General features: G+C 71.5%; 15 protein-coding genes and 1 pseudogene. 9 read left to right on the forward strand and 7 right to left on the reverse strand.

Annotated elements, in window-relative coordinates; translation table 11 throughout:
- Nucleotides 1-68: 68 nt before the first annotated feature.
- Nucleotides 69-1,832, forward strand: a complete 1,764-nt coding sequence (locus HHX33_RS37500; protein ID WP_182877468.1) for a discoidin domain-containing protein — start codon at nt 69-71, stop codon at nt 1,830-1,832.
- A gap of 17 nt (nt 1,833-1,849) precedes the next feature.
- Complete coding sequence (locus tag HHX33_RS29590; protein WP_182877469.1) at nt 1,850-5,326, forward strand: discoidin domain-containing protein; 3,477 nt, start codon at nt 1,850-1,852, stop codon at nt 5,324-5,326.
- Between the two features lie 115 nt (nt 5,327-5,441).
- Here the strand turns inward: HHX33_RS29590 and HHX33_RS29595 are convergent.
- From HHX33_RS29595 to HHX33_RS29625, 7 genes and pseudogenes are all read right to left on the reverse strand, one after another.
- Nucleotides 5,442-6,023, reverse strand: a pseudogene (locus HHX33_RS29595) (MBL fold metallo-hydrolase); the annotation flags it as partial.
- Between the two features lie 95 nt (nt 6,024-6,118).
- A complete protein-coding gene (locus tag HHX33_RS29600) occupies nt 6,119-7,597 on the reverse strand; it encodes an ATP-binding protein (protein ID WP_310741581.1) in 1,479 nt (492 codons plus the stop codon).
- A gap of 60 nt (nt 7,598-7,657) precedes the next feature.
- Entirely contained in the window at nt 7,658-7,801 is a 144-nt protein-coding gene (locus tag HHX33_RS29605; RefSeq protein WP_182877470.1) for a hypothetical protein, read from the reverse strand.
- A complete protein-coding gene (locus HHX33_RS29610; RefSeq protein WP_182877471.1) occupies nt 7,798-8,301 on the reverse strand; it encodes an ABATE domain-containing protein in 504 nt (167 codons plus the stop codon). Before HHX33_RS29610 ends, HHX33_RS29605 begins: the two co-directional genes overlap by 4 nt.
- Before the next feature lie 9 nt (nt 8,302-8,310).
- Nucleotides 8,311-9,756 (reverse strand): MFS transporter, encoded by a 1,446-nt coding sequence (locus tag HHX33_RS29615; RefSeq protein ID WP_182877472.1) that lies wholly within the window; start codon nt 9,754-9,756, stop codon nt 8,311-8,313.
- A gap of 51 nt (nt 9,757-9,807) precedes the next feature.
- Nucleotides 9,808-11,418: an FAD-binding oxidoreductase gene (locus tag HHX33_RS29620; protein WP_182877473.1), complete on the reverse strand. Its 1,611-nt coding sequence runs from the start codon at nt 11,416-11,418 to the stop codon at nt 9,808-9,810.
- A 110-nt stretch (nt 11,419-11,528) separates the two neighbouring features.
- Nucleotides 11,529-12,203 carry a GPR1/FUN34/YaaH family transporter gene (locus HHX33_RS29625; protein ID WP_111699814.1) on the reverse strand — a complete coding sequence of 225 codons (675 nt, stop codon included), beginning with the start codon at nt 12,201-12,203 and terminating at the stop codon, nt 11,529-11,531.
- Nucleotides 12,204-12,392: 189 nt separating this feature from the next.
- Between HHX33_RS29625 and pabB the strand changes: the two genes are divergently transcribed.
- The 7 genes from pabB to HHX33_RS29660 all read left to right on the forward strand — a co-directional run bounded on the left by pabB (nt 12,393) and on the right by HHX33_RS29660 (nt 22,707).
- The gene (gene pabB, locus HHX33_RS29630; protein WP_182877474.1) at nt 12,393-14,531 is read left to right on the forward strand and encodes an aminodeoxychorismate synthase component I; all 2,139 of its coding nucleotides are present in this window, start codon (nt 12,393-12,395) and stop codon (nt 14,529-14,531) included.
- Nucleotides 14,528-15,985 carry a 4-hydroxyphenylacetate 3-hydroxylase family protein gene (locus HHX33_RS29635; protein ID WP_182877475.1) on the forward strand — a complete coding sequence of 486 codons (1,458 nt, stop codon included), beginning with the start codon at nt 14,528-14,530 and terminating at the stop codon, nt 15,983-15,985. Before pabB ends, HHX33_RS29635 begins: the two co-directional genes overlap by 4 nt.
- Nucleotides 15,982-17,766 carry an ABC transporter ATP-binding protein gene (locus tag HHX33_RS29640; protein WP_182877476.1) on the forward strand — a complete coding sequence of 595 codons (1,785 nt, stop codon included), beginning with the start codon at nt 15,982-15,984 and terminating at the stop codon, nt 17,764-17,766. Before HHX33_RS29635 ends, HHX33_RS29640 begins: the two co-directional genes overlap by 4 nt.
- Entirely contained in the window at nt 17,763-19,550 is a 1,788-nt protein-coding gene (locus HHX33_RS29645) for an ABC transporter ATP-binding protein (RefSeq protein ID WP_182877477.1), read from the forward strand. The genes HHX33_RS29640 and HHX33_RS29645 overlap by 4 nt, the downstream gene beginning before the upstream one ends.
- Entirely contained in the window at nt 19,538-21,043 is a 1,506-nt protein-coding gene (locus HHX33_RS29650) for an FAD-dependent monooxygenase (protein ID WP_182877478.1), read from the forward strand. The genes HHX33_RS29645 and HHX33_RS29650 overlap by 13 nt, the downstream gene beginning before the upstream one ends.
- Nucleotides 21,044-21,150: 107 nt before the next feature.
- On the forward strand, nt 21,151-21,843 hold the full coding sequence (locus HHX33_RS29655) for a class I SAM-dependent methyltransferase (protein ID WP_167521585.1): 693 nt from the start codon (nt 21,151-21,153) through the stop codon (nt 21,841-21,843).
- Nucleotides 21,844-21,876: 33 nt separating this feature from the next.
- The gene (locus HHX33_RS29660; protein WP_182877479.1) at nt 21,877-22,707 is read left to right on the forward strand and encodes a DUF5602 domain-containing protein; all 831 of its coding nucleotides are present in this window, start codon (nt 21,877-21,879) and stop codon (nt 22,705-22,707) included.
- Nucleotides 22,708-22,710 lie beyond the last annotated feature (3 nt).

Here is a 22,710-nt window from a genome sequence, read left to right on the forward strand (position 1 = left end):
AGTTTCGAAGGCGATCATTCTCTGGTCAGGGCTCTCCCCGTTCACCCCCCGAAGGAGAGATCGCCATCATGCGAAAGCGTTCGACGATCCATCCGACGCGCCGCGCTCTGACGGCCGTGCTCAGCGCGCTGGTCCTGGTCGTGGCCTGCGTCGTCGCGGCGACGGCCGGGTCCGGGCCGGCGCATGCCGCGCCCGTCTTGCTGTCGCAGGGCAAGGCCGCGACGGCCTCGTCCACCGAGAACACCGGCACACCGGCGTCGGCCGCCGTCGACGGGAACACCGGCACCCGGTGGTCCAGCGCGTTCGGCGACCCGCAGTGGCTCCAGGTGGACCTCGGGACCACCGCGACGCTGAGCCAGGTCACCCTGAACTGGGAGGCCGCCTACGCCAGGTCGTTCAAAATCCAGGTGTCGGCCGACGGTTCGGCCTGGACCGACGTCTACTCCACCACGAGCGGTACGGGCGGCACGCAGACCCTCACCGTGACCGGCTCGGGGCGGTACGTCCGCCTCTACGGCACCGCCCGCGCCACCGCGTACGGCTACTCCCTGTGGGAGTTCCAGGTCTACGGCACCACGTCGAGCAGCGGGTGCGGCACGGCCGACGCGGCCCAGGGCAGGCCCGCGACCGCCTCGTCCACCGAGAACGCGTCCACCCCCGCGTCGGCCGCCGTCGACGGGAACACCGGCACCCGGTGGTCCAGCGCGTTCGGCGACCCGCAGTGGCTCCAGGTGGACCTCGGCTCCGTCAAGACGATCTGCAAGGTCGTCCTGACGTGGGAGGCGGCCTACGCCACGGCCTTCAGGATCCAGGTGTCCGACAACGCCACCACCTGGACCGACGTCTACAGCACGACCACCGGCACCGGCGGCACGCAGACCCTCGACGTCACCGGCTCGGGCCGCTACGTCCGCGTGTACGGCACCGCCCGCGCCACCGCGTACGGCTACTCCCTGTGGAGCTTCACCGTGAACACCACGGGCGGCTCGACCGACCCGACGACACCGCCGCCCGACGCCTTCTGGGGCGACACCGCGAACATCCCGGCGGCCAGGAACGTCGTCATGGTCAAGATTCTCAACCGGACCAACGGCCAGTACCCCGACTCGCAGGTCTACTGGAGCTACAACGGCCAGGTCCACTCCATCGCCGAGCAGCCCTACTTCGACATGCCGGCCAACACGGCGGGCCGGATGTACTTCTACCTCGGCTCCCCCAACAGCCAGTACTACGACTTCATCGAGTTCACCGTCGGGCCGTCGGTGTTCAACGGCAACACCACCCGGGTGGACGCGTTCGGCCTGAAGCTCGCGATGCGCCTGCACGCCCGCGACGGCTACGACGTGGCGGTCGGCGAGGACTACGCCACCTTCGCCGAGTCCCGCGCGGCGACCTTCCAGCGGTTCATCGACGAGGTGCCCGCCGAGTTCAAGCAACTGGCCCAGGTGCAGGCGCCGTACCGCATCCCGGCCCCGGGCAGCGCGTCGGTCTTCCAGCCCGGCGGGGCGTACGCGAACTACTTCACCGGCTATGCCGCCCAGCAGGGCGTGACGGCGACGACCTCGCAGGTCACCGGGTGCGCCGGACCGCTCGCCGAGGCTCCGAAGATGTGCGCGGCGCTGAACCGGCACGTCGCCGGGCTGTCCGACGCCCAGCAGTCGGACGCGACGAACTACTACAAGGCCGCCCCGGCGAACTACTACGCGAAGTTCTGGCACGACCACGCCATCGGCAAGCTCGCCTACGGCTTCCCCTACGACGACTACGCGGGCCGATCCTCGTTCATCTCGCACGGCGACCCGCAGTGGCTGCTGGTCGCGGTCGGCTGGTAGCGCGGGCAGGAGACGCCATGAAGCACACCATTTCGCTCCGGCGCGGGCTCGCTCTCGTCCTGGCGGTGGCGCTGGCGCTGCTCGCGAGCGTCGTCGCCGGGCCCGCCCACGCCGCGCCCGTCCTGCTGTCGCAGGGCAGGACCGCGACGGCCTCGTCCACGGAGAACGCCGGCACTCCCGCCTCAGCGGCGGTGGACGGCGACACCGGCACCCGGTGGTCCAGCGCGTTCGGCGACCCGCAGTGGCTCCAGGTGGACCTCGGCACAACGGCGACGCTGAGCCAGGTCACCCTCAACTGGGAGGCCGCCTACGCCACCTCGTTCAAGATCCAGGTGTCGGCCGACGCCGCCACCTGGACCGACGTCTACTCCACGACCACCGGCGCCGGCGGCGTACAGAACCTCATCGTGACCGGCTCCGGCCGGTACGTCCGGATCTACGGCACCGCCCGCGCCACCGGCTACGGCTACTCGCTGTGGGAGTTCCAGGTCTACGGCACCACCGGCACGTCCTCGGGCTGCACCGGCCCCGACAGCGCGCTGAACCGGCCCGCGACCGCTTCGTCCACCGAGAACGCCGGGACGCCCGCGTCCGCGGCCGTGGACGGCGACCCCGGCACCCGCTGGTCCAGCGCCGCCGCCGACCCGCAGTGGCTCCAGGTGGACCTCGGCTCGGCCAGGACGATCTGCAAGGTCGTCCTGACGTGGGAGGCGGCCTACGCCACCTCCTTCAAGGTCCAGGTGTCCGACAACGCCACCACCTGGACCGACGTCTACGGCACGACCACCGGCACCGGCGGCACGCAGACCCTCGACGTCACCGGCTCGGGCCGCTACGTCCGCCTCTACGGCACCGCCCGCGCCACCGGCTACGGCTACTCCCTGTGGGAGTTCGCCGTCCACGCCAGCGGCGGCGGCACCACCGACCCGCCGCCGAGCGGGACGCCGATCTCGGCGTACAAGCAGGTGACGGCCTCGTCCTGGGAGGGCGGCAACGCTCCGGCGGCGGCGCTCGACGGGCGGACGACGACCCGCTGGTCGAGCCAGTACTCCGACGACCAGTGGCTGCGGGTCGACCTCGGCGGCGCCGGGCACGTCACCGGTGTCACGCTCAACTGGGAGTCGGCGTACGCCACGGGTTACCGGATCGAGGTGTCCGCCAACGGCACGTCGTGGACGCCGATCCACACCACGACCAGCGGCAGGGGCGGCGTCGAGAACCTGAACGTCACCGGCGACGGCCGCTACGTCCGCTTCGTCGGCACAGCCCGGGCGACAGGCTACGGATACTCGCTGTGGGAGTTCCAGGTCTTCGGCACCGTGGACACGGCGGCCACGACCGCTCCCCTGCTGTCCCCGCCCACCAAGGCCCCGGCGACCACCGGCCAGTTCGCGCTGTCCGCCCCCGCCGACAAGGTCATGATCACCGACACCCGGCGGCCCGCGTTCTCCTGGGCGGCCGTCTCCGGCGCGGTGCGCTACGAGGTCTGGCTGAACGTCAGCCGCACCGACTACGACTTCACCGCCTCGGGCAACCTGATCGACCTCTACACCAAGGTCGCCGAGCCGACCGGCACGAGCTACACGCCCACCTGGGACATCCCCGACCGGTGGACGTACAGGTGGTACGTCGTCGCGGTGAGCGGGTCGGGCGCGAGGACGACGTCGAACATCCGCACGTTCAGCCTCTACCTGCCCGACATCGAGCAGGTCGCCGACGGCGTCCCGATCGTCAACGGCGCCCGCGACCTCGACAAGAACGGCACGATCGAGCCGTACGAGAACTGGCGGCTGCCCGTCGAAACCCGAGTCAACGACCTTCTCGGCAGGATGACCCCCGAGGAGAAGGCGTACCAGATGTTCTACAACGCCCAGACCTACCCGCTCTCGGGCTGGCACTTCGGCCCGGCGTTGCCGAACGACCTGCACGCCGTCCTGCTGGGCGCGTCCGGAACCCGGCTCGGCATCCCGCCCGTCTCTGCGGGCGACACCATCGCCGGATACCAGACCACCTACCCGCTGCAGAGCGCGCTCGCGGCGGGCAAGGACTACGCGCTCGACTACAAGCTCGGCGACACGCAGCGCCGCGAGGAGCTGGAGGTCGGGGCGCGTGGCGTGCTCGGCCCGCTCGCCGAGGTCGGCACCAAGGTCCTCTACCCCCGCATCCAGGAGGGCAACGGCGAGAACGCCGACGTCGCGGCCGCCCAGGTCCGCGCGCTGGTGGCCGGGCTCCAGGGCGGCCCCGAGCTCAACCCCGCGTCCGTGCTGGCGACCGTCAAGCACTGGCCGGGCGAGGGCGCGGGCGGCGAGGCCGGGATCACCTACGACGCGGTGACGATCAAGTACCACATGATCCCGTTCAGGGCCGCGATGGAGGCCGGCGCGGTCAACATCATGCCGGGCTACGCCGGGAGCTCCTACCTCGACCCGGGCGGCTCGGGCGCGGGCGACAGCAAGCCGATCCTCGACTACCTGCGGGGCAACCTCGGCTACACCGGCCTCATCACCACCGACTGGCTGCCGTCCTCGGTCTGGGTCAAGGCCGCGAACGCCGGCTCCGACGTGATGGGCGGGGCCGACCCCGGAGCCACCGGGTTCACGATGGCGACCTTCCTCGCAGGTGTCCCGATCGCGCGGATCAACGACGCGGTGACCCGGATCCTGCGCCTGAAGTTCACGCTCGGTGTGTTCGAGCACCCGTACGGCGACCCGGTGAACGGTCCCTACCGCTTCCACCAGCCGTCGTACGTCGCGCTCGCCAACCAGGCCGCCCGGGAGTCCATCACGCTGCTCAAGAACAACGGCGTGCTGCCGGTGAAGCTCAAGGCCGGCGACAACGTCGTGGTCGCCGGTCCGCGGGCCACCGACGGATCGGCCTGCTGCATCTGGACGAGCTTCTTCCACCAGGAGTACGGCTCGCAGACGTTGCTGGACGCGGTCAAGGCGCGGGCGGCCACCGCGGGCGTCAACGTCTACCAGGACACCGGGCCTTCGCCCAAGCTCGCGATCGTGGCGGTCGGCGAGCCGACCTACACGCACGCCACCGCCTGGGTGAAGGAGCAACCCCAGTTGCCCGCCGACCAGCTCGCCGTCATCCAGAACTTCAAGAACCAGGGCGTTCCGGTGGTCGTCGTGCTGACCCTCCCCCGGCCCATCGTCATCAGCGAGTGGAACGGCCTGGCCGACGCCGTCGTGGTGACGTACCGGGGCGGTGAGGAGGTCGGCCCGGCCACGGCGAGCCTCCTGTTCGGCGACTACACGCCGCGCGGACGCCTGCCGTGGCAGCTCCCACGCGGCCTCGACCAGATCCTCAAGCCGGGCGGCGGCGACGTGCTCGCCGACGCCGTCGAGGACTGGAACCTCCCCTACGACCTGGGCGCGACCGCCGCCCAGCGGTCGGACATCCGGGCCCGCATCGACGCGGGCCAGACCGTCCCCACCACCTACGGCAACCCCCTCTACCCCTACGGAGCCGGCCTGCAGGGCTGGTCGTGACGCCCGCGTCAGACTGACGTGGGCAGCGGCCCGCCGTGCCAGGTCATGGCGGCGAGGAGATCCACCTCGCCGCCTTCGGCCTCGGCGTAGGCACGGTGCAGATTGGGCACCAGGCGAGTGATCCCATCAGCACCAGCGGCGTGAGCCCGTTGAACAGCAGGTCCCCGGCGAACAGCACCCGTTCGCCGGGAAGCCACGCCGCCACGTCCCCGGAGGTGTGCGCGGCGTGGCCGGGGTGCCGCAACTCGACGCGGCGCGCCCCGAGATGGACGGTCAGCTCGGAGGTGAACACCACCGACGGCGGGCGGCGCGTCACGTGTCCCCAGTCGGGCACCGGCGTCCACACCGGCGGGCACCCGTCGATGATCGGATCGGCCAGCAACGCCTCTCTCATCGCCGAGTGCCCGAAGACGACCGTGTCGTCCGGGAGCAGGCTGTTGCCGTAGCAGTGGTCCCCGTGCTGGTGGGTGTTCACCGCCATCCGGATCGGCACGTCGCCGGTCGCCTCGGCGACCGCGCCGAGAAACCGCCGGGTGCGCGCCTCGGTCGCGCAGGTGTCGACGATCAGCACGCCGTCGTCGTCTGCCACGGCTCCGGCGTTGTTCAGCCACCAGGTGCCGTCCGGTTGCACCCAGGCGAAGATCCCCGGCCCCACCTCGTGCAGCCCCGCCCCGTCGGCCCGCTCCACCACGCTCACGCTTCCTCTCACCGGCGTCCTGCCCAGGGGACCCTACCGGCGTAGGGACTCGCGGTGGGCGCGCCCAGACCCGGTCACGCCGGACCGAGCCCGGGTCAGCTCCGGCCGTACAGCGTGGGCAGGTCGACGAGGTGGACGTCGGGGGACGCGGCCGTGGCGGCACGCGCCTTGTCGTTGAACCCGGTGCCGCTGAAACAGAGCAGACGGGTTCCTGTGGTGTCGTAGCGGCCCGTCCGCGTGATCAGGTCATGGATGTGCCGGAGCCGTTCGATGTGAGCGGCTCCCATCGTGTCGTTCCATTTGGCTTCGCCGATGGCCAGGAGCGGCGGCTTGCCGCCGTCGGCGATGCCGATCACGGCCACGTCGACCTCGTGACCCGTCCTGGTCTTCGGGTCGTGGACCACCCCGTGGCCGACGCGGGCGGGCAGGCCGCCGAAGAGGTCGGGATCGGCGTGGTGCAGCGCCCAGTCGCGGCAGATCTGCTCGAAGTGGGGGCCGAGGACGTTGCTGACGAAGCGGCGGCGGCTGGCCTGCCAGACCCGCCCGGCGCTGCCGGGCCGCTCCAGCTGGTCCCAGACCGGGCGCATGATGGCGTGGTAGAAGCGGATCAACGGCTCGGAGATGCGGTAGGTGGCGCGGTTGTCCCGGAAGGCGTCCGCGTCGCGGTGCAGCAGGCCGGCGTCCTCCAGCACGTTGATCGGATGCGCGATGTCCGTCGCCCTGCGCTCCAGGTAGCCGGCCACTCCCCCGCGCGTCGCGTTGCCGTCGGCGACCGCCGCGAGGACGGACAGGTACAGGGCGCTGTCGCGCAGGTCGGGCTCCTCGGCGAGGAGGTAGCGGGCCTCCCGGAAGAGAGGCGTCTCGGGGTTGAGCACGGTGCGGATCACCCAGTCGTCGAAGTCCTCCGGTCCCGACGGCGTGTCACCGCGCGCGAACTCGCGACGGTAGGCGGGGGTGCCGCCGACGACCGCGTTGACCTTCAGAGCCAGCGCGGGATCGGAGATCTCCCAGAACTCGGCGGCCAGGCGGTGGTCCAGCGGGCGGACCAGCATCTCCAGCCCCGCCCGCCCGCGCAGCGGGGCGTTGCCGGACAGCAACCGGCCCATGAAGGAGAGGGCCGAACCACACAGCAGCAACCGGGTGCGTGACCGGGTCCGCTGGTCCCGCATGGGCCGGAACGCCTCCTGGAGAAGGGACGGCAGTTCCGGGTTGGCCCGCGCGAGGTAGGGGAACTCGTCGATGACGACGGGAGTCGGCCGTTCGGCGCCGAGGGCGAGCAGCGCGTCCAGGGCCTCGGACCAGTCGGCGAAGTGATAGGGAACGGCGGGCCCGACATGGGCGGTGAGCGCGGCGCCCAACCGGCGCAGGGACTCGGCGTTCGCCGCCTCGGTCGCGGCGAAGTAGAAGCCGCCGGCGGCACGGCAGGCGGCGTCCAGCAGAAAGGTCTTGCCCTGGCGGCGCCGGCCGGAGACCACCCCGAGTGTCGCGCCGGGCTGCTCATCGGTGATGAACCGCCGCAGCGCCGACCACTCGTGGTCACGGTCGAACATCTCGGCCGGCTTGTCCACATCCACCCCCGCGCTTATAGGACTACAGTTTATATAACTGTAGTCCTATAAGCATGCGGGTCTTCGTCAGTAGGGCAGGACGCGGCCGGAGGGGGTGCGCAGGTCCAGGTCGGCGGGCCTGGGGCGGCGTCGCTTGGCCGTGATCCTGGTCGTGGTCCTGGTCGTGGTCCTGGTTGTGGTCGTGGTCGTGACGGCTTTCGGGCGTCTCATGGGCGGCCTCTCAGCACCGTGAGCACCGCGCTCCCGGATGGGCTCGGGGATGCGCCCGAGGATGCGGCCGGCGGGCGGGAGCACCGGGTGCGGGTGCCGTCGCGTGAGCCGTCCCAGAAGACCCAGCCGCACCGCCGGTCGGGGCAGCGCTTCAGGCGCGGCCACTCCCCGCCGGCGGTGGTGGCGAGCCAGGCCCGGGCGATGGCGGCGAGCGGGTCGTCGGAGCGGAGCGCGAGGCCGTCCAGGACGGCGTGCGCCGCGGCCATCGACCGGCGGTCCGGCTGCTCGCCGTCGGCGAGCAGCCGGGCCCGCAAGCCCTGCCGCAGGGTGCGGGCGCGGGCCAGGTCGTGCGGCGTGACGTGGGCGGGCAGCCCCTGCGCGGCCAGCCAGGCGCGCATGCCCTCCACGCTCTCCAGGAGGTCGGTGCCGCGTTCGACGTCGATCGTGTTCGCGAACGACTCCAGGAGCCTGGTCTCCTCAAGCGGTTCCCGGTAGCTCATCTCGGGCTCTCAGGAGGTCCGGGACCTGCCGATGAGCAGGGCGGCGAGCAGCGCCGCCACGGCGAAGCCCGCACCTGTCAGGAAGGTCGCCTGCATGCCCTGGCTGAACACGTACCCGTCGAGGGCGGCCTTGGACAGACCGGCCGGCGGGTGCTCGGTGGCGCGGGTGCTCGCCGCGGTGGCGATGACCACGATCACGGCGAGGGCGAGGGAGGACCCGACGTTCTGGACCATGCTCACCACGCTGGAGGCCGCGCCGGCGTCCTCGCTCTCCACGCCCGAGGTGGCGCGGCTGAACGCGGGGATGATCGCCATGGCGACCCCGGCCCCGACGAGCACCAGCGAGGGCAGCACACCGGTCCAGTAGCCGTCGCCGATGTCCATCCGCAGCAGCCAGGCGTTGGAGATCAGCAACAGCACCGCGCCGATCAGCACGACCATCCGTCCGCCGATCCTGGGTTCGAGGCGGACGGCGAGGCTCGCCGCGCCGGTCATGCCGACGGAGACGGCCAGGAAGGCGAACGCGGTGGTCAGGGTGTCGTAGCCGAGGACGATCTGGAAGTACTGGCTCAGGTAGAAGAACAGGCCGATCTGCGCGCCCGGCGTGATCATCAGCACCAGGTAGGCCCCGACGCGGCTCCGGTCGGTGAACAGCCCGAGGTCGAGCAGCGGCTGCCTGGCCCGGCGGCTGATCAGCACGAACAGCCCGAGGAGCACCAGGCCGGCCACGACGGAGCCGATGACCCAGCCGTTGAGCCAGTCGCCGCCCTGCGAGGTGGTGAGCCCGTAGACGATCGCGACGACGCCCAGGGTGGCGCTCAGCGCGCCCGCGAAGTCGAACCGCCCGGGGCGGCGCGGGGTCTCCTCGATCACCATCGGGCCCAGCACCAGGAGGACGAGGCCGAAGACCGCGCTGGGCAGCAGCACCACGCGCCAGGAACTGATCGTGCCGAGCAGCCCCACCAGCATCAGCCCGACGGCGGCGCCCGCGCCGCCCGCGATCGTGTACGCGCTGATGGCCCGGCGGCGCAGCGGGCCCTCCTCGAACATGCTGACGATCAGGGCCAGCACGCACGGTGTGGCCAGCGCCGCGCCCACGCCCTGGGCCCCCCGGGCGGCGATGACCAACCAGGCGTCCGGAGCGATCGCGCGCACCAGGCAGCCCGCGGTGTAGAAGGCCACGCCGGCGACGAACACCCGGCGCTTGCCGAGGATGTCGCCGGCCCTGCCGCCGAGCAGCAGCAGGCCTCCGTACGGGAGGAGGTAGGCGTTCACGACCCAGGAGAGCTGGGTCTGGGACATCTCGAGCGCCTGGCCGATACCGGCCAGCGAGATGCTGATCACCATCTCGTCGACCATGATGAGCGCCCAGAAGGCCACCACGACGGACAGGGCGATCAGGCTCTTGCCCCTGATTCCGTCGGGGACGGTCCGGGTTGACGGATGAGTGAGCATGGAGATCCTCCGGCTCCGGATTCGCGCCGCGGGCGCGTGGTGTGCTTTGTGCTAGGAGGGCAGGCCGATGGACAGGCCGTGCCGGAAGACGTTGCGCGGGTCGTACTGCCTCTTGATCCGCTGCAGTCTTGGGTAGTTGTCGCGGTAGTAGAGCGCGTGCCAGGGAGTGCCGGAGGTGTTCCACGCCGGGTCGGCCAGGTCCCTGTCGGGGTAGTTGATGAACGCCCCGCCGTTGACGGCGTTCGGCACGGGCACCCCGCCGGTGTCCTGGTAGAGCTCCCGGTAGAGGTTCCGGATCCAGGCCATGTTGGCCTCGTCCTCGTACGAGCTGCTCCAGCCGCCCGCGGTGAAGTAGACACGCAGGACGGAGTCGCGGTGGACGGCGGCGGTCGCGCCGGACGCCACGCTGTTGATCCGCCCGCCGAAGCCGGTGATGTTCACCAGGGCGTTGGGGTTGTAGTAGGAGTCGTCGCTGAGATGCCGGTAGAGCGTCGCGATCTGCGCGGGGGTGTAGCTGCGGCGCAGGTCGGCGGTCTTGTTCTTCTGGCGGCCCGCGGGGTCGCTGACCCAGTTGCGGGGGTCGAGCCAGGGGGTGGTCTCCTGGACGTCGACCATCGGTTCGACGCCGACCCCGGAGGTGACGGCGGCGAAGTGGGCGTCCAGCAGGGCCTGGCCGCCCGACACCGACTCGTCCACGCCCGCCAGCAGCATCAGGGTCCCGGCCGAACGGTGGTTGGTGGTGAGGGTGCCCCACAGGTTGACCGCCGGGCTGCCCGGTGCGCTGTTGTTCTGGTACCAGGTGCAGTAGTTGCCGACCAGGGTGGTGAAGGCCTGCTCGGTCATCGCGTCCCACGACCACATCAGCAGGCGGGCCCGCTGGTTGCCGATCCGGGGCAGGAGCCTGGTGGGGTCGGTGGACGTCACGCCCGGCGTCCTGAACCAGTAGCGGGTGACGATGCCGAAGTTGCCCGCGCCGCCGCCGGTGTGCGCCCAGAACAGGTCGCGGTTGGGGTCGGACGGGCTGTCCGTGGCGACGATGACGCGGGGCCTGCCCGAGGCGTCGACGGTGACGACCTCGACCGCGTTCAGGTGGTCGACGCTGAGGCCGTGCTTGCGGGAGAAGAAGCCGTAGCCGCCGCCGGGGATGTGCCCTCCGATGCCGACGGTCGCGCAACCGGTGAAGGGGATCATCACGCCCCAGCCCTTGAAGAGGGTCTCGGCCACCTCGCCGACGAGGGCGCCGGGCTCCACCGCGAAGGCCCCGCGACGCGCGTCGTGGTAGACCGCCGTCATCTGGGACAGGTCGACGACCGCCTTGATGTCGGAGGTGGTGGTGAAGTCCTCCATGCAGTGGCCGCCGGAGCGGGCGACCAGCCGCTTGCCCGCCGCCACGGCCGCGCCGACCGCGTCCACGACCTGCTCCGCCGAGCCCACCACCGTCACCTGGTCGGGGGCGCCGGTGAAGCGCATGTTGTGCCCGCTGCGCATGCTGTCGAAGCGGGGATCGCCGGGCTTGACGACGACGGGGCCGAACTCGGGCACGCACCGGGTGCCGGTGGTTCCCGCGGACGCCGGTGTGCCGCCCAGGGCGACCCCCGAGGCCAGGCCGGCCCCGGCTGCCGCCGCGCCGGCCAGGAACCCCCGGCGGTTGTATACGGTCACGCTTTCCACTCCTCAATCAGCGAATTACCCGACCTCGGCGGGCGCCTTCTCCGACGCCCGCCAGATCGAGTGGTTTCGTTTTTTCCAGACCGTACTACTTCGAGCCGGTTTCAGCTCTTGAACGGCTTGCCCACCGGGAACTGCCTGCCGCCGAGGAAGGTGTTCAGCGTGCTGGCGAACAGGTACATGCCGATCAGCGGCATCGAGAAAATCGCGATGATGCCGAAGGGGAGGATCCACGGGTCACCCGCGGCACCGGGCCGCGCCACGCTGACGGCGATGAACAGCGTCAGCAGCGAGAAGTCGATGACGAGGAACAGCAGCCCGAAGATCTTCGGAAGCCGGAGGGTGGTGAGGGTCACCACGGTCATGAGCCCGAGCCAGACCAGGATGAAGTTGGCCTGGGCGCCGCGCTGCGCGGGCTCGGGGAGCTGACCGAACCAGCTGTTGACGAGGCCGAACACGAGCATCGAGAAGCTCAGCCAAAAAGCACCGAACAGGCCGAACATGGTCGCCTGCCAGCCGTCGCCGCGGCGGGCCGCCCAGACCGTGGCGCCGATGAGGAGCACGCCGCAGAGGGACATGATCGGCAGCGGGGCGGCGAGCGTGCTGGGGATGGTGACCTGGTTGAAACCGGTCAGGAACAGGGCCAGCGCGAACGCCGCGGTGGCGAAGGCGGGGTACCCGAGGAGACCCGGGTCGGCGGTCGCCGGCTGCTTTCCGGCGCTGGCCCGCTCCGTCGAGTGGTTGAGGTCGGGGAGTACGGGGATTTCGGTGGCGGTCATAGGACTCTCCGGTCGCCGGGATTCTGGCGTCGTGAACGTATTCGCGGTGGATATCCAGTGCCGTATCAATCCGCTCTCGCCCGCCGGGCCCGCCTCTCAGCCCGCTCTCAGCCCGCTCTTTTCGCATTGTCCACGACCAGGCCGCGGTTTATGCAAGTCGTAGCTTTACTGGTCGAGATGAGGGACCGTATGCGTACGCTACTGATCGACAACCATGATTCGTACACCTACAACCTCTTTCAGCTGATGGCCCGGGTGTACGGCACGGAGCCGACGGTGGTGACGAACGACGACGCCGCGTGGCCCGGTCTGGACATCGAGGAGTTCGACGCGATCGTCGTCTCCCCCGGCCCCGGCCATCCGGGCCGGGACCGCGACCTCGGCGCGGTCCGGCAGGTGGTGGCGCGCACCAGGGTCCCGCTTCTCGGGGTCTGCCTCGGTCACCAGGCGATCGCGTTGCTCTCGGGAGCCGACGTGGTGCCCGCGCCCCGGCCCCGGCACGGTCACCTGACCCGTGTGCGGCACACCGGCGAGGACCTCTTCCAGGGACTGCCCCAGGACTTCCAGGCCGTGCGCTACCACTCGCTGTGCGTGCCGGAGGAGGGTCTGCCCGCCACCCTCACGCCGACGGCGTGGGCGGAGGACGGCGTGCTCATGGGGCTGCGGCACCGGGAGCGGCCGCTGTGGGGGGTGCAGTTCCACCCCGAGTCGATCGCGACCGAGCACGGCGCGCAGCTGGTCGAGAACTTCGGCCGTCTCGCGGCGAAGGCGCTGGCGGAACAGGGCAGGTCACTGCGCCCGGCGCGGGCGCCGCGACGGGCGTCCGCCCAGCCGGCGCCCCTCGCGTCCGAGGCGCCGCCCGCCGCCGTGCGCCCGTGGCGGCTGCTGCACCGCGTGGTGCCGTACGAGGTGGACACGGCGGCGGCGTTCACGGACCTGTTCGGCGGCCTGGAGCACGCGTTCTGGCTGGACAGCAGCCGGGTGGAGCCCGGCCTGTCGCGGTTCTCCTTCCTCGGCGCGCCGGAGGGCCGCGACGGCGAGATCCTGAGCTACTCCGTCGGCGAGGGGCTCACGATCCGGAGCGGGCCGGCCCCGGAGACCGTCACCTGGCCGGATTCGATCTTCGAGGCCCTCCGGACCCGGCTCGCGGAGCCGGTCCTCGACGTCCCCGACGTGCCCTTCGACCTCACCAGCGGATACGTCGGCTACTTCGGCTACGAGCTGCGGGCCGAACTGGGCTCGCCGTGCCGGCACCGCGCCACCACGCCCGACGCGGTGTGGCTGTCCGCCACCCGCCTGGTGGTGGTCGACCACGAGCAGCGGACCACCCATCTCATCGCGCTGACCCGGTCGCCGGACGACCCCGCCGCGTCGTCGTGGCTGGCCCGCGCCGAACGGCGGCTCGCCCGGTGGCGGCCGCCACCGGGAGCGAACACGCCCGCCGCGGACGGCCACGACCCCGAGCCCGGCCTGCTCCGCGCCCGGGACGGCTACCTGGACGACGTCGAGGCGTGCCGGGGCAAGCTGCGCGAGGGCGAGAGCTACGAGATCTGCCTGACCACGCAGACCCGGCTGCCCGTGACCGGCGATCCGCTGGAGCTGTACCTCGCGCAGCGCGCGTCCAACCCCGCGCCGTACGCGGCCTTCCTGCGGCTGGGCGGCTTCGCCGTCCTCTGCTCGTCCCCCGAGCGGTTCCTGCGGATCCGGCCGGACCGGACCGTGGAGACGAAACCGATCAAGGGCACCGCGGCCCGGGGTCGCGGGCGCCGGGAGGACCTGCGGCTGCGGGCCCGGCTGACGACCGATCCCAAGGTCAGAGCCGAGAACCTGATGATCGTGGACCTGCTGCGCAACGACCTCGGGCGGGTCTGCGAGGTCGGCTCCGTCCACGTGCCCAGCTACATGGCGGTCGAGACGTACGCGACCGTCCACCAGCTCGTGTCCACGATCCAGGGCACACTCCGCCCGGACGTCGACGCCATCGGCTGCGTCACGGCGTGCTTCCCCGGCGGGTCGATGACCGGCGCGCCCAAGCTGCGCACGATGGAGATCCTCGACGAGATGGAGCAGACGGCGCGCGGCGTCTACTCCGGCGCCATCGGCTTCCTCGGCCACAACGGCACGGCCGACCTCAACATCGTCATCCGCACCGCGGTGGCCACCGCCGAGGGCCTGACGGTGGGGGCGGGCGGGGCGATCGTGCTCGACTCCGATCCCGCCGAGGAGTTCGAGGAGATGCTGCTGAAGGCGCGGGCGCCCCTCCGCGTGGCCGGGCCCCCGCTGTCGGCGTCGGAACCGGGGCTGCGCTGGGCGGAGGCGGCACGATGACCAGGACCGGCAAGGACTATCTCGACGCGCTGCGCGACGGCAGGACGATCTGGCTGGACGGCGAGCGGGTGGACGACCTGACCACCCATCCCGCCTTCCGGCGTTCGGTCCGCTCGATCGCCGACCTCTACGACCTGACGGCGGAGCACCCCGAGACGCTGACGGCGTCGGTGCCCGGCGTCGACGGGCCGGTGTCGCGCGCCTACCAGATCCCGCGTACGAAGGACGAGCTCAAGGCCAAGGGCCGGGCGTTCAAGCTGTGGTCGGAGGCGACGTTCGGGTTCCTCGGCCGCTCCCCCGACTACATGGCCTCGGCGGTCGCCGGGATGGCGACCGTGCCGGGCGTGCTGGCCCGCGACGGGTTCGACGGCTCGGCCAACCTGGTCGCGCACTGGCGGCGGATGGCCGAGGGCGACCTCTACCAGGCGCACACGCTGGTCAACCCGCAGATCGACCGCACGAAGGCGCCGTCGGAGCAGATGGAGGACGACCTGTGCCTGCGGGTCGTCGCCGAGCGCGACGACGGGATCGTCGTGCGCGGCGCCAAGATGATCGGCACCGCGGCGGCCCTCGCCGACGAGATCCTGGTCGGCGTCACCCAGCGGATGCCGCCCAGCGAGGCCGACTACGCGGTGAGCTTCTCGGTGCCGGTCGCGGCGCCCGGCATCTCCTTCGTCAGCCGGACCTCCTACGAGGCCCGCGCCACCAGCGTCTTCGACTACCCGCTCTCCAGCCGGCTCGACGAGAACGACGCGCTCGTGGTCTACGACGACGTGTTCGTGCCGTGGGAGCGGGTGTTCGCCTACCGCGACCCGGAGGCCTGCCACGCGCAGTTCTGGAAGACCCCGGCGTTCGTCAGCTTCGTCCACCACGGCGCCACCCGGTTCTGGACCAAGCTGGAGTTCCTCACCGGCATCGCCATCCTCGTCGCCAAGGCCAACAACGTCTACGACATGCCGCCGGTGCGGATGCAGATCGGCAAGCTGCTGTCGTGGGTGAACACCGCCAAGGCGCTGGTCGTCGCCGCCGAGGAGCTGTGCGAGCCGGTGCCCGGCGCCGACGCGGTCATGCCGCACCGTGAGACGGCGTACGCCCAGCTCGCCGTGGGACCGGACCTCTACCCCAAGGTGATCAACGAGATCAAGCTGCTGGCGGGCGGCGGGCTGATCCAGCTGCCGTCCTCCTACCGCGACCTGCTGCGCCCGGAGGTCGCCGCGCTCCTCGGCAAGTACGTGAAGTCCCCCGGGTACGACGCCGAGGCGCGGATCAAGCTGTTCAAGCTGGCCTGGGACGCCGTGGGCAGCGAGTTCGCCGGGCGGCACGACCAGTACGAGCGCTTCTACCACGGGGCGCCGCACGTGTACCTGCCCGCCCTCGTGCGCGAGGGCGACCCCGGCCGGTACGCCGCGCTGGCCGACCGGTGCCTCGACGGCTACGAACTGGAGGACGGGTGAGCACCGCCCGGCCGCCGATGACCGCCGTCTCCCTCCTGCGCGCCTACGTGGGGTCGCAGCCGGCGGCCGTCGCGGTGATGGCCGGTCTGCTGGTCTTCTCCATCGGCCTGGAGATCGCGGAGCCGCGCATCGCCGCGCACTTCATCGAGTCGGTCCAGCTCGGCCGGGCCGAGAGCGTGCTCGTCGGGATCGCCGGGGTGTTCCTGGCCGTGGCCGTGACGCGGCAGGCCGCCCGCATCGTGTCGGCGTACGCCAGTGAGCGGGTCTCGTGGACCGCCACCAACGCCGCCCGCGAGGACCTGACCGCGCACGTGCTGTCGCTCGACCTGACCTTCCACGAGTCCCGCCCGCCCGGCGAGCTCATCGAGCGCATCGACGGCGACGTCAACCAGGTCGCGGAGTTCTTCTCCAGCCTGATCGTGCACATCGCCGGCAACGTCCTGCTGGTGCTGGGCATCCTGATCGCCCTGGCCACCCTGGACTGGCGGGTCGGGCTCACCTTCACCGCGGTCACGATCCTCAGCTATCTGGCGCTGTCGAGGATCGCCGGGATCGCCGGGCTCAAATGGGAGGACGACCGGGAGCAGAGCGCCCGGTTCTTCGGCTACGTCGGCGAGGCGACCCTCGCCACCGAGGACCTGCGCTCGTCCGGCGCCACCGGCTACGCCATGGCGCGCTTCCACCGGCACCTGCGCGCCTGGCTGCCGGTGAAGGTCAGGGCCGAGGGCTGGGGCAGCGCCATCTGGGTCGTGCTCTCGATCGCGTTCACCGCCGGCACGGCGATCGCCTTCGGGTACGGCGGCGTCTTCTACCGCGACGGCGTGGTGTCCCTGGCCGGCGTCTACCTGATCGTCGCGTACGCGGCGATGCTGAACACCCCCATGGAGGTGCTGCGCCACCAGGTGCAGACGCTCCAGCAGGCGATGGCCGCGACGCGGCGCATCGCCGAGCTGTTCGCCCACCGGTCCTCCCTCGCCGACGGGACCGCGGCCATCCCCTCCGGCCCGCTGTCCGTCCGGTTCGACCACGTCAGCTTCGCCTACGGCCGGGACGACTCCGGGGACGAGACCGGCGACGGCTCCGGGGACGGCTCCGGGGACGGCATGGTCATGCGCGAGGTGTCGTTCGACGTCCCGGCGGGGACCACGCTCGGGCTCGTCGGGCGGACCGGCGCGGGCAAGACCACCATCGCCTCCCTGCTGTTCCGCCTGTACGACGCGAGCCGGGGACGGGTGCTGGTCGGCGGGGTCGACGTCCGCGAGGCCTCCCTGGCGTCGCTGCGGTCGCGGATCGGGTTCGTGCCGCAGGACGTGCAGATCTTCGACGCCACCCTGCGGGAGAACCTGACCTTCTTCGACGAGCGGGCCGACGACCGGCGGCTGCTGGAGATCCTCGACGTGCTGGAGCTGCGGTCCTGGCTGGAGGGGCTGCCCGACGGGCTGTCCTCGCGGATCTCTCCCGGCACCCTGTCGGCCGGGCAGGCGCAGCTCATCGCGCTGGCCCGGGTGTTCCTGACCGATCCGGGGCTGGTCGTGCTCGACGAGCCGTCCAGCAGGCTCGACCCGGTCACCGAGGCCCAGGTGGAACGCGCGCTCGACCGGATGCTCGCCGGGCGCACCGCGATCGTGATCGCCCACCGGCTCGACACGATCCGCCGTACGGACCAGGTGATCGTGCTGGACACCGGCGCGATCGCCGAGCGGGGCGCCACCGCCGGCCTGCTGGCCGACCCGGGCTCCCGGCTGGCGCGGCTCTACCAGGTCGGGAAGGTGCTCACATGAACGGACCGGCCGAGCCGTCCCCGCTGGGGTTCCTCTGGCGGCTGATCACCTACAGCCCCTGGCGCTACCTGCTGGCCGCCTCCGCGTGGGCCGTCTTCCATCTGTGGCCGCTGCTGCCCGGCGTGCTGGGCAAGCTGCTGTTCGACGTCCTGGAGGGCCGGGCGCCCGCCGGGATCACCGTGTGGACGGTGGTGGCGATCGCGGTGGGCGCGGGCCTGGCCCGGTGCGTCGCGATCGTCGGCGCGACCGTGGCCTGGGCGGGCTGGTACCTGCGCGCCCGGGGGCTGATCCAGCGCAACCTGCTCGCCCTGGTGTTCCGCAAGCCGGGCGCGCAGCCGCTGCCGGCCGCCGCGGGCGAGAACATCTCCACCCTGCGGGACGACAGCGACGCCATCGCGATGATGGGCGGCTGGGGCTTCGACATGATGTCCGGGCTCATCTTCGCGGGCGGCGGGCTGGCGATCCTGCTCAGCGTCGACGTCCAGGTGACCCTCGTCGTCATGGCGCCGCTCGCGGTCGTCCTGGTCCTCGCGCAGCTGGCGCGCGCCCGGGCGTACCGCATCCGGGTGCGCAGCAGGGCGGCCACCGCCCAGGTCACCGGGACCATCCAGGAGATCGTGGCCGCGGTCCGCGCGATCAAGGCTGCGGGCCGGGAACGCGAGGTCGTCGCCCGGCTGCGCCGCGACAACGAGGCGCGCAAGACCGCGATGATCCGCGACAAGGTGCAGAGCCTCGCCATCGACTCCGTCTTCAACAGCACCGCGAGCATCGGCTCCGGCCTGATCCTGCTGCTGGCGGCGGGCCGGATGCGCTCCGGCGAGTTCACCACCGGCGACTTCGTGCTGTTCTCCACCTATCTGATGCAGGTGGCCGACTACACGTCCTTCATGGGCTACCTCGTGCGCACCTACCAGCAGGCCCGGGTCTCGTTCGTACGGGCGGCCGCCATGCTGCCCGGCACGCCCTCGCGGACGCTGGTCGAGCACCACCCGCTGCACCTGCGCGAGGACGCGTCCCTCACCACGGCGCCGCCGGAACCGGAGCCGCTGCGCGAGCTGGAGGTGCGGTCGCTGACGCACGTCTTCCCCGGATCCGGGCGGGGCGTGCGCGAGGCGTCCTTCACGATCCGGCCGGGCACCGTCACCGTCGTGACCGGCGCGGTGGGGTCGGGCAAGACGACGCTGCTGCGCACCGTGCTCGGCCTCTACGCGCCGCAGGACGGCGAGATCCACTGGAACGGCGAGCGGGTCGACGCCCCGGACGACTTCATGGTGCCGCCGCGCGTCGCCTACACCCCGCAGAACCCCTCCCTGCTGTCCGGCACGATCAGGGAGAACGTGCTGCTCGGCCTGCCGGACGACGGCCGGGTCGAACGGGCGGCGGCCCTCGCGGTGCTCGGCCCGGACCTGGAGCGGCTCGGCGGCGGGCTCGACACGGAGATCGGCGTACGCGGCGTGCGCCTCTCCGGCGGGCAGGCGCAGCGCACGGCGGCCGCCCGGATGTTCGCCCGCGACAGCGCGCTGCTGGTCATGGACGACCTGTCCAGCGCCCTCGACGTGGAGACCGAGCAGGAGCTGTGGCGGCGCATCTTCGCCACGTCGGCGACCTGCCTCGCCGTCTCCCACCGGCCCGCCCTGCTGGAGCGGGCCGACCAGGTGCTGCTGCTGAAGGACGGCCGGGTCGTCGCCGCGGGCCCGCTGGCCGAGCTGCTGCGGACGTCCCCGGACATGCGGACGCACTACCGCCCCGCCCCGCCAACGAGGAGTCGACAGTGTCACGTGTGATCATCGTCGGCGCCGGCCCCTCCGGGCTGGCGCTGGCCGGCGAGCTGGCGGCGGGCGGTGTCGACTGCCTCGTGGTGGAGAAGCGGTCGAGCCGCGCCGCCCTGTCCCGGGCCTTCACCGTGGAACCCCGCACGATGGAGTTGCTCGACATGCGCGGCCGGGTCGCCGGGCTGCTGGCCGACGGCCGCCCATGCCCGCACCCCCCGGTGGGCGACCGGAACGGCTACCTCGACTACGGCCTGCTCGACACGCCGTTCCCGTACAGCCTGGTCGTGCCGCAGCACCGCACCGAGGCCGCCCTGCAGGCCGCCGCCGAGCAGGCCGGCGCGGTGGTCCGCACCGGCGCCGAGGTGGTCGGCCTGCGCCAGGACGCGGAGTCCGCCGAGGTCGACGTACGCGGCCCTGACGGCGTGGTGACGACCGAGCGCGCCGACTACGTGGTCGGCTGCGACGGCGTGAACAGCAGCGTGCGCGAGGCGATCGGCGTCGACTTCGAGGGCTGGAACTACGACGTGTCGGTCATGATGGGCGACATGCGGCTGCGCAACCCGCCGTCGCCGCCCGCCTACGCCCGCATCACCCGCCGGGGCATGGTGGCGCTGTTCCCCTTCAGGGACGACACCTACCGGGTCATCGTGTTCGACCACGAGAAGATGCACGTCCCGGCCTCGCTGCCGGTGACCCCGGCGGACCTGCGGGAGAGCTGCGCGGGCATCCTCGGCATCGACGTCGAGCCGTACGACCCGATCTGGCTGTCGCGGTTCCGCAGCTCGCAGCGCCACGCCCGGCGCTACCGCGTCGGCCGGGTGCTGCTGGCCGGGGACGCCGCCCACACGCACATCCCCTCCGGCGGCCAGGGCCTGCAGACGGGCATCCAGGACGCGTTCAACCTCGGCTGGAAGCTCCGCGCGGAGCTCGACGGCTGGGCCCCGCCGGGCCTCCTGGACAGCTACGAGGACGAGCGCTACCCGATCGCCGCGGCGACCCTGCGCAAGACCGACCTCTCCTTCCGCTTCGAGACCTCGAACGGCGTGGCCGCACGGCTGGTCCGCGGGATCGTCACGAAGCTCGTACGCATCCGCGCGATCCAGCGGGTGAACCTGGAGCACCTGTCCGGGCTCACGCTGCGCTACCCGCCGGGCGACGGCGGGCCCTGGGCCGGGCGGCGGGTCCCCGACCGGCCGCTGACCGACGGCTCGCGGCTGTTCGAGCGGTTCCGGGACGGCCGGTTCGTGCTGGCCGGCCCTCCGGGCGCCGCCGTCGAGCTGGACGGCTGGGCCGACCGGGTCGTCACCGCGACCCTCGCGGAGCCGATCGGCCGGGGATGCCCGCCCGTGGTCCTCGTCCGGCCCGACGGTCACGTGGCGTGGGGCGGGCGGGCCGGCGGCGGCGAACTCGCGGGGGTGCTCCGCCGCTGGTGCGGCGAGCCGCGCCGCGCGGCGAGCGGCTCCGGCCAGAACGAGACCGCCGGTATCACGCGGAGAGAAACGTGAGAGCCGCTTTTCCGACAATGAATTGCACATAAAAAGCGTCGGAAAACTGCCGGAGGCGGGCCATGCGAAATTATTCAGCCGAATCGTATGGCGATGCCATCGCCTCCGTGTTCGACGTCGTGAACGACGACCCGGCGGAAGTGGCCGCCATCGTGGAGTTCCTGCGTAGTCGTGCGGGGACCGGCCCGGTGCTGGAAGCGGGCATCGGGACGGGAAGGATCGGCATCCCGCTGGCGGGGACCGGCGTCGAGGTGTTCGGCGTGGAAGTCAGCCGGGAAATGGCCAACCAGCTTCGCACGAAGCCGGGTGCGGAAAAGGTGACCGTCGAAGTCGGCGACATGAATGAAATCGACTTCGGGCGGAAGTTCTCGCTCGTCGTCCTCGCACAGGGCACCTTCGGCGCGCTGCTGTCGGAACCGGCGCAGCGCGCGTACCTGCGGCGTGTCCCGGAGATCCTCACCGAGGACGGCCGGCTCGTCGTGGAGACGATGGAGGTGGACGACTCCCGCTTCACCCACGACCAGTACGTCGCCACATCACTGCTCGACGTCGACCACGTGGTGCTCAGCGCGGCGCTCCGCGACCCCGGGCACCAGGTGCTGAGCATCCAGAACGTGCTGCTCACCGCGCACGGCATCCAGCTCTACCCCGTGAAGTTCCGGTACTACACCGCCGGGCAGCTCGACGAGATGGCGGGTGACGCGGGACTGCGGCTGCTCGAACGCTACTCCGACTGGACCGAAGCCGACTACGCGCCGGGCTGTCTCCGGCACGTCTCGGTCTACGGCACCCAGGACTGAACGACCCGTCACCGTCTGGAAGGCGACTCGCCGATGAACATCTCACCCCCCAGGACGCCGCGGCGCTACACCGTCGTGGTCGCGGCGCTCGGCGCCGCGGTATCCCTCACCAGCGGTTGCGCCCTGAACCTCGCCAACGCCAAGTGGTACACCACCACCTACTCGGGCGAGGCGCAGACCGTGGGCCACGGCACCGCGCGGCCGTACGTCATCATCGACCAGGACGGCAACCCCACGGAGGTCGGGGTGCGCCTGTCGGCGACGGCGCTGGACGGGCTGCCCACCGAGGACACCGTCCCGCCGACGGAGACCATCCTGGAGTTCCCCAAGCAGGCGAAGGCCACCGTCTTCAACCACGTGATGCTCAACTGGTACAGCCACGGACGGAAGCCGGCCGAGATCTTCGGCGAGCCGCACTTCGCCTTCCACTTCTACACGCCCGACCACCACGCGGTCATGGACATCGACCCCAAGCTCCACCCCGACCGTGCCGGGAAGGTGCCGGAGAAGAAGTACATCGCGCCCGACTACATCTCCGAGCCGGGCAACCCGGTGGAGATGACCAAGCCCCAGATGGGACTGCACTGGATCGACACGACGCGGCACTTCGGGCCGGTCGGCAGCGCCGAGGAGTTCCGCGAGGTCTTCGTCTACGGCTCCCACGACGGCAGGCTCATCTTCCAGGAGCCGCTCGCGACCCGGAAGTGGCTGCTGACCAAGCCCACCTTCAAGTCGGACATCCGGCAGCCGCAGGAGTACCAGCGCAGCGGCTACTACCCGACCTTCTACGGCATCAAGTACGACGCCGCCACCAACGACTACGTGATCTCGCTGGGCGGCATGCGGATGCGTAAGGCGACGTAGGTC

This window comes from Microbispora sp. H10670 (assembly GCF_014161385.1).
In the GTDB taxonomy this organism is placed as follows: Bacteria; Actinomycetota; Actinomycetes; order Streptosporangiales; family Streptosporangiaceae; genus Microbispora; species Microbispora triticiradicis.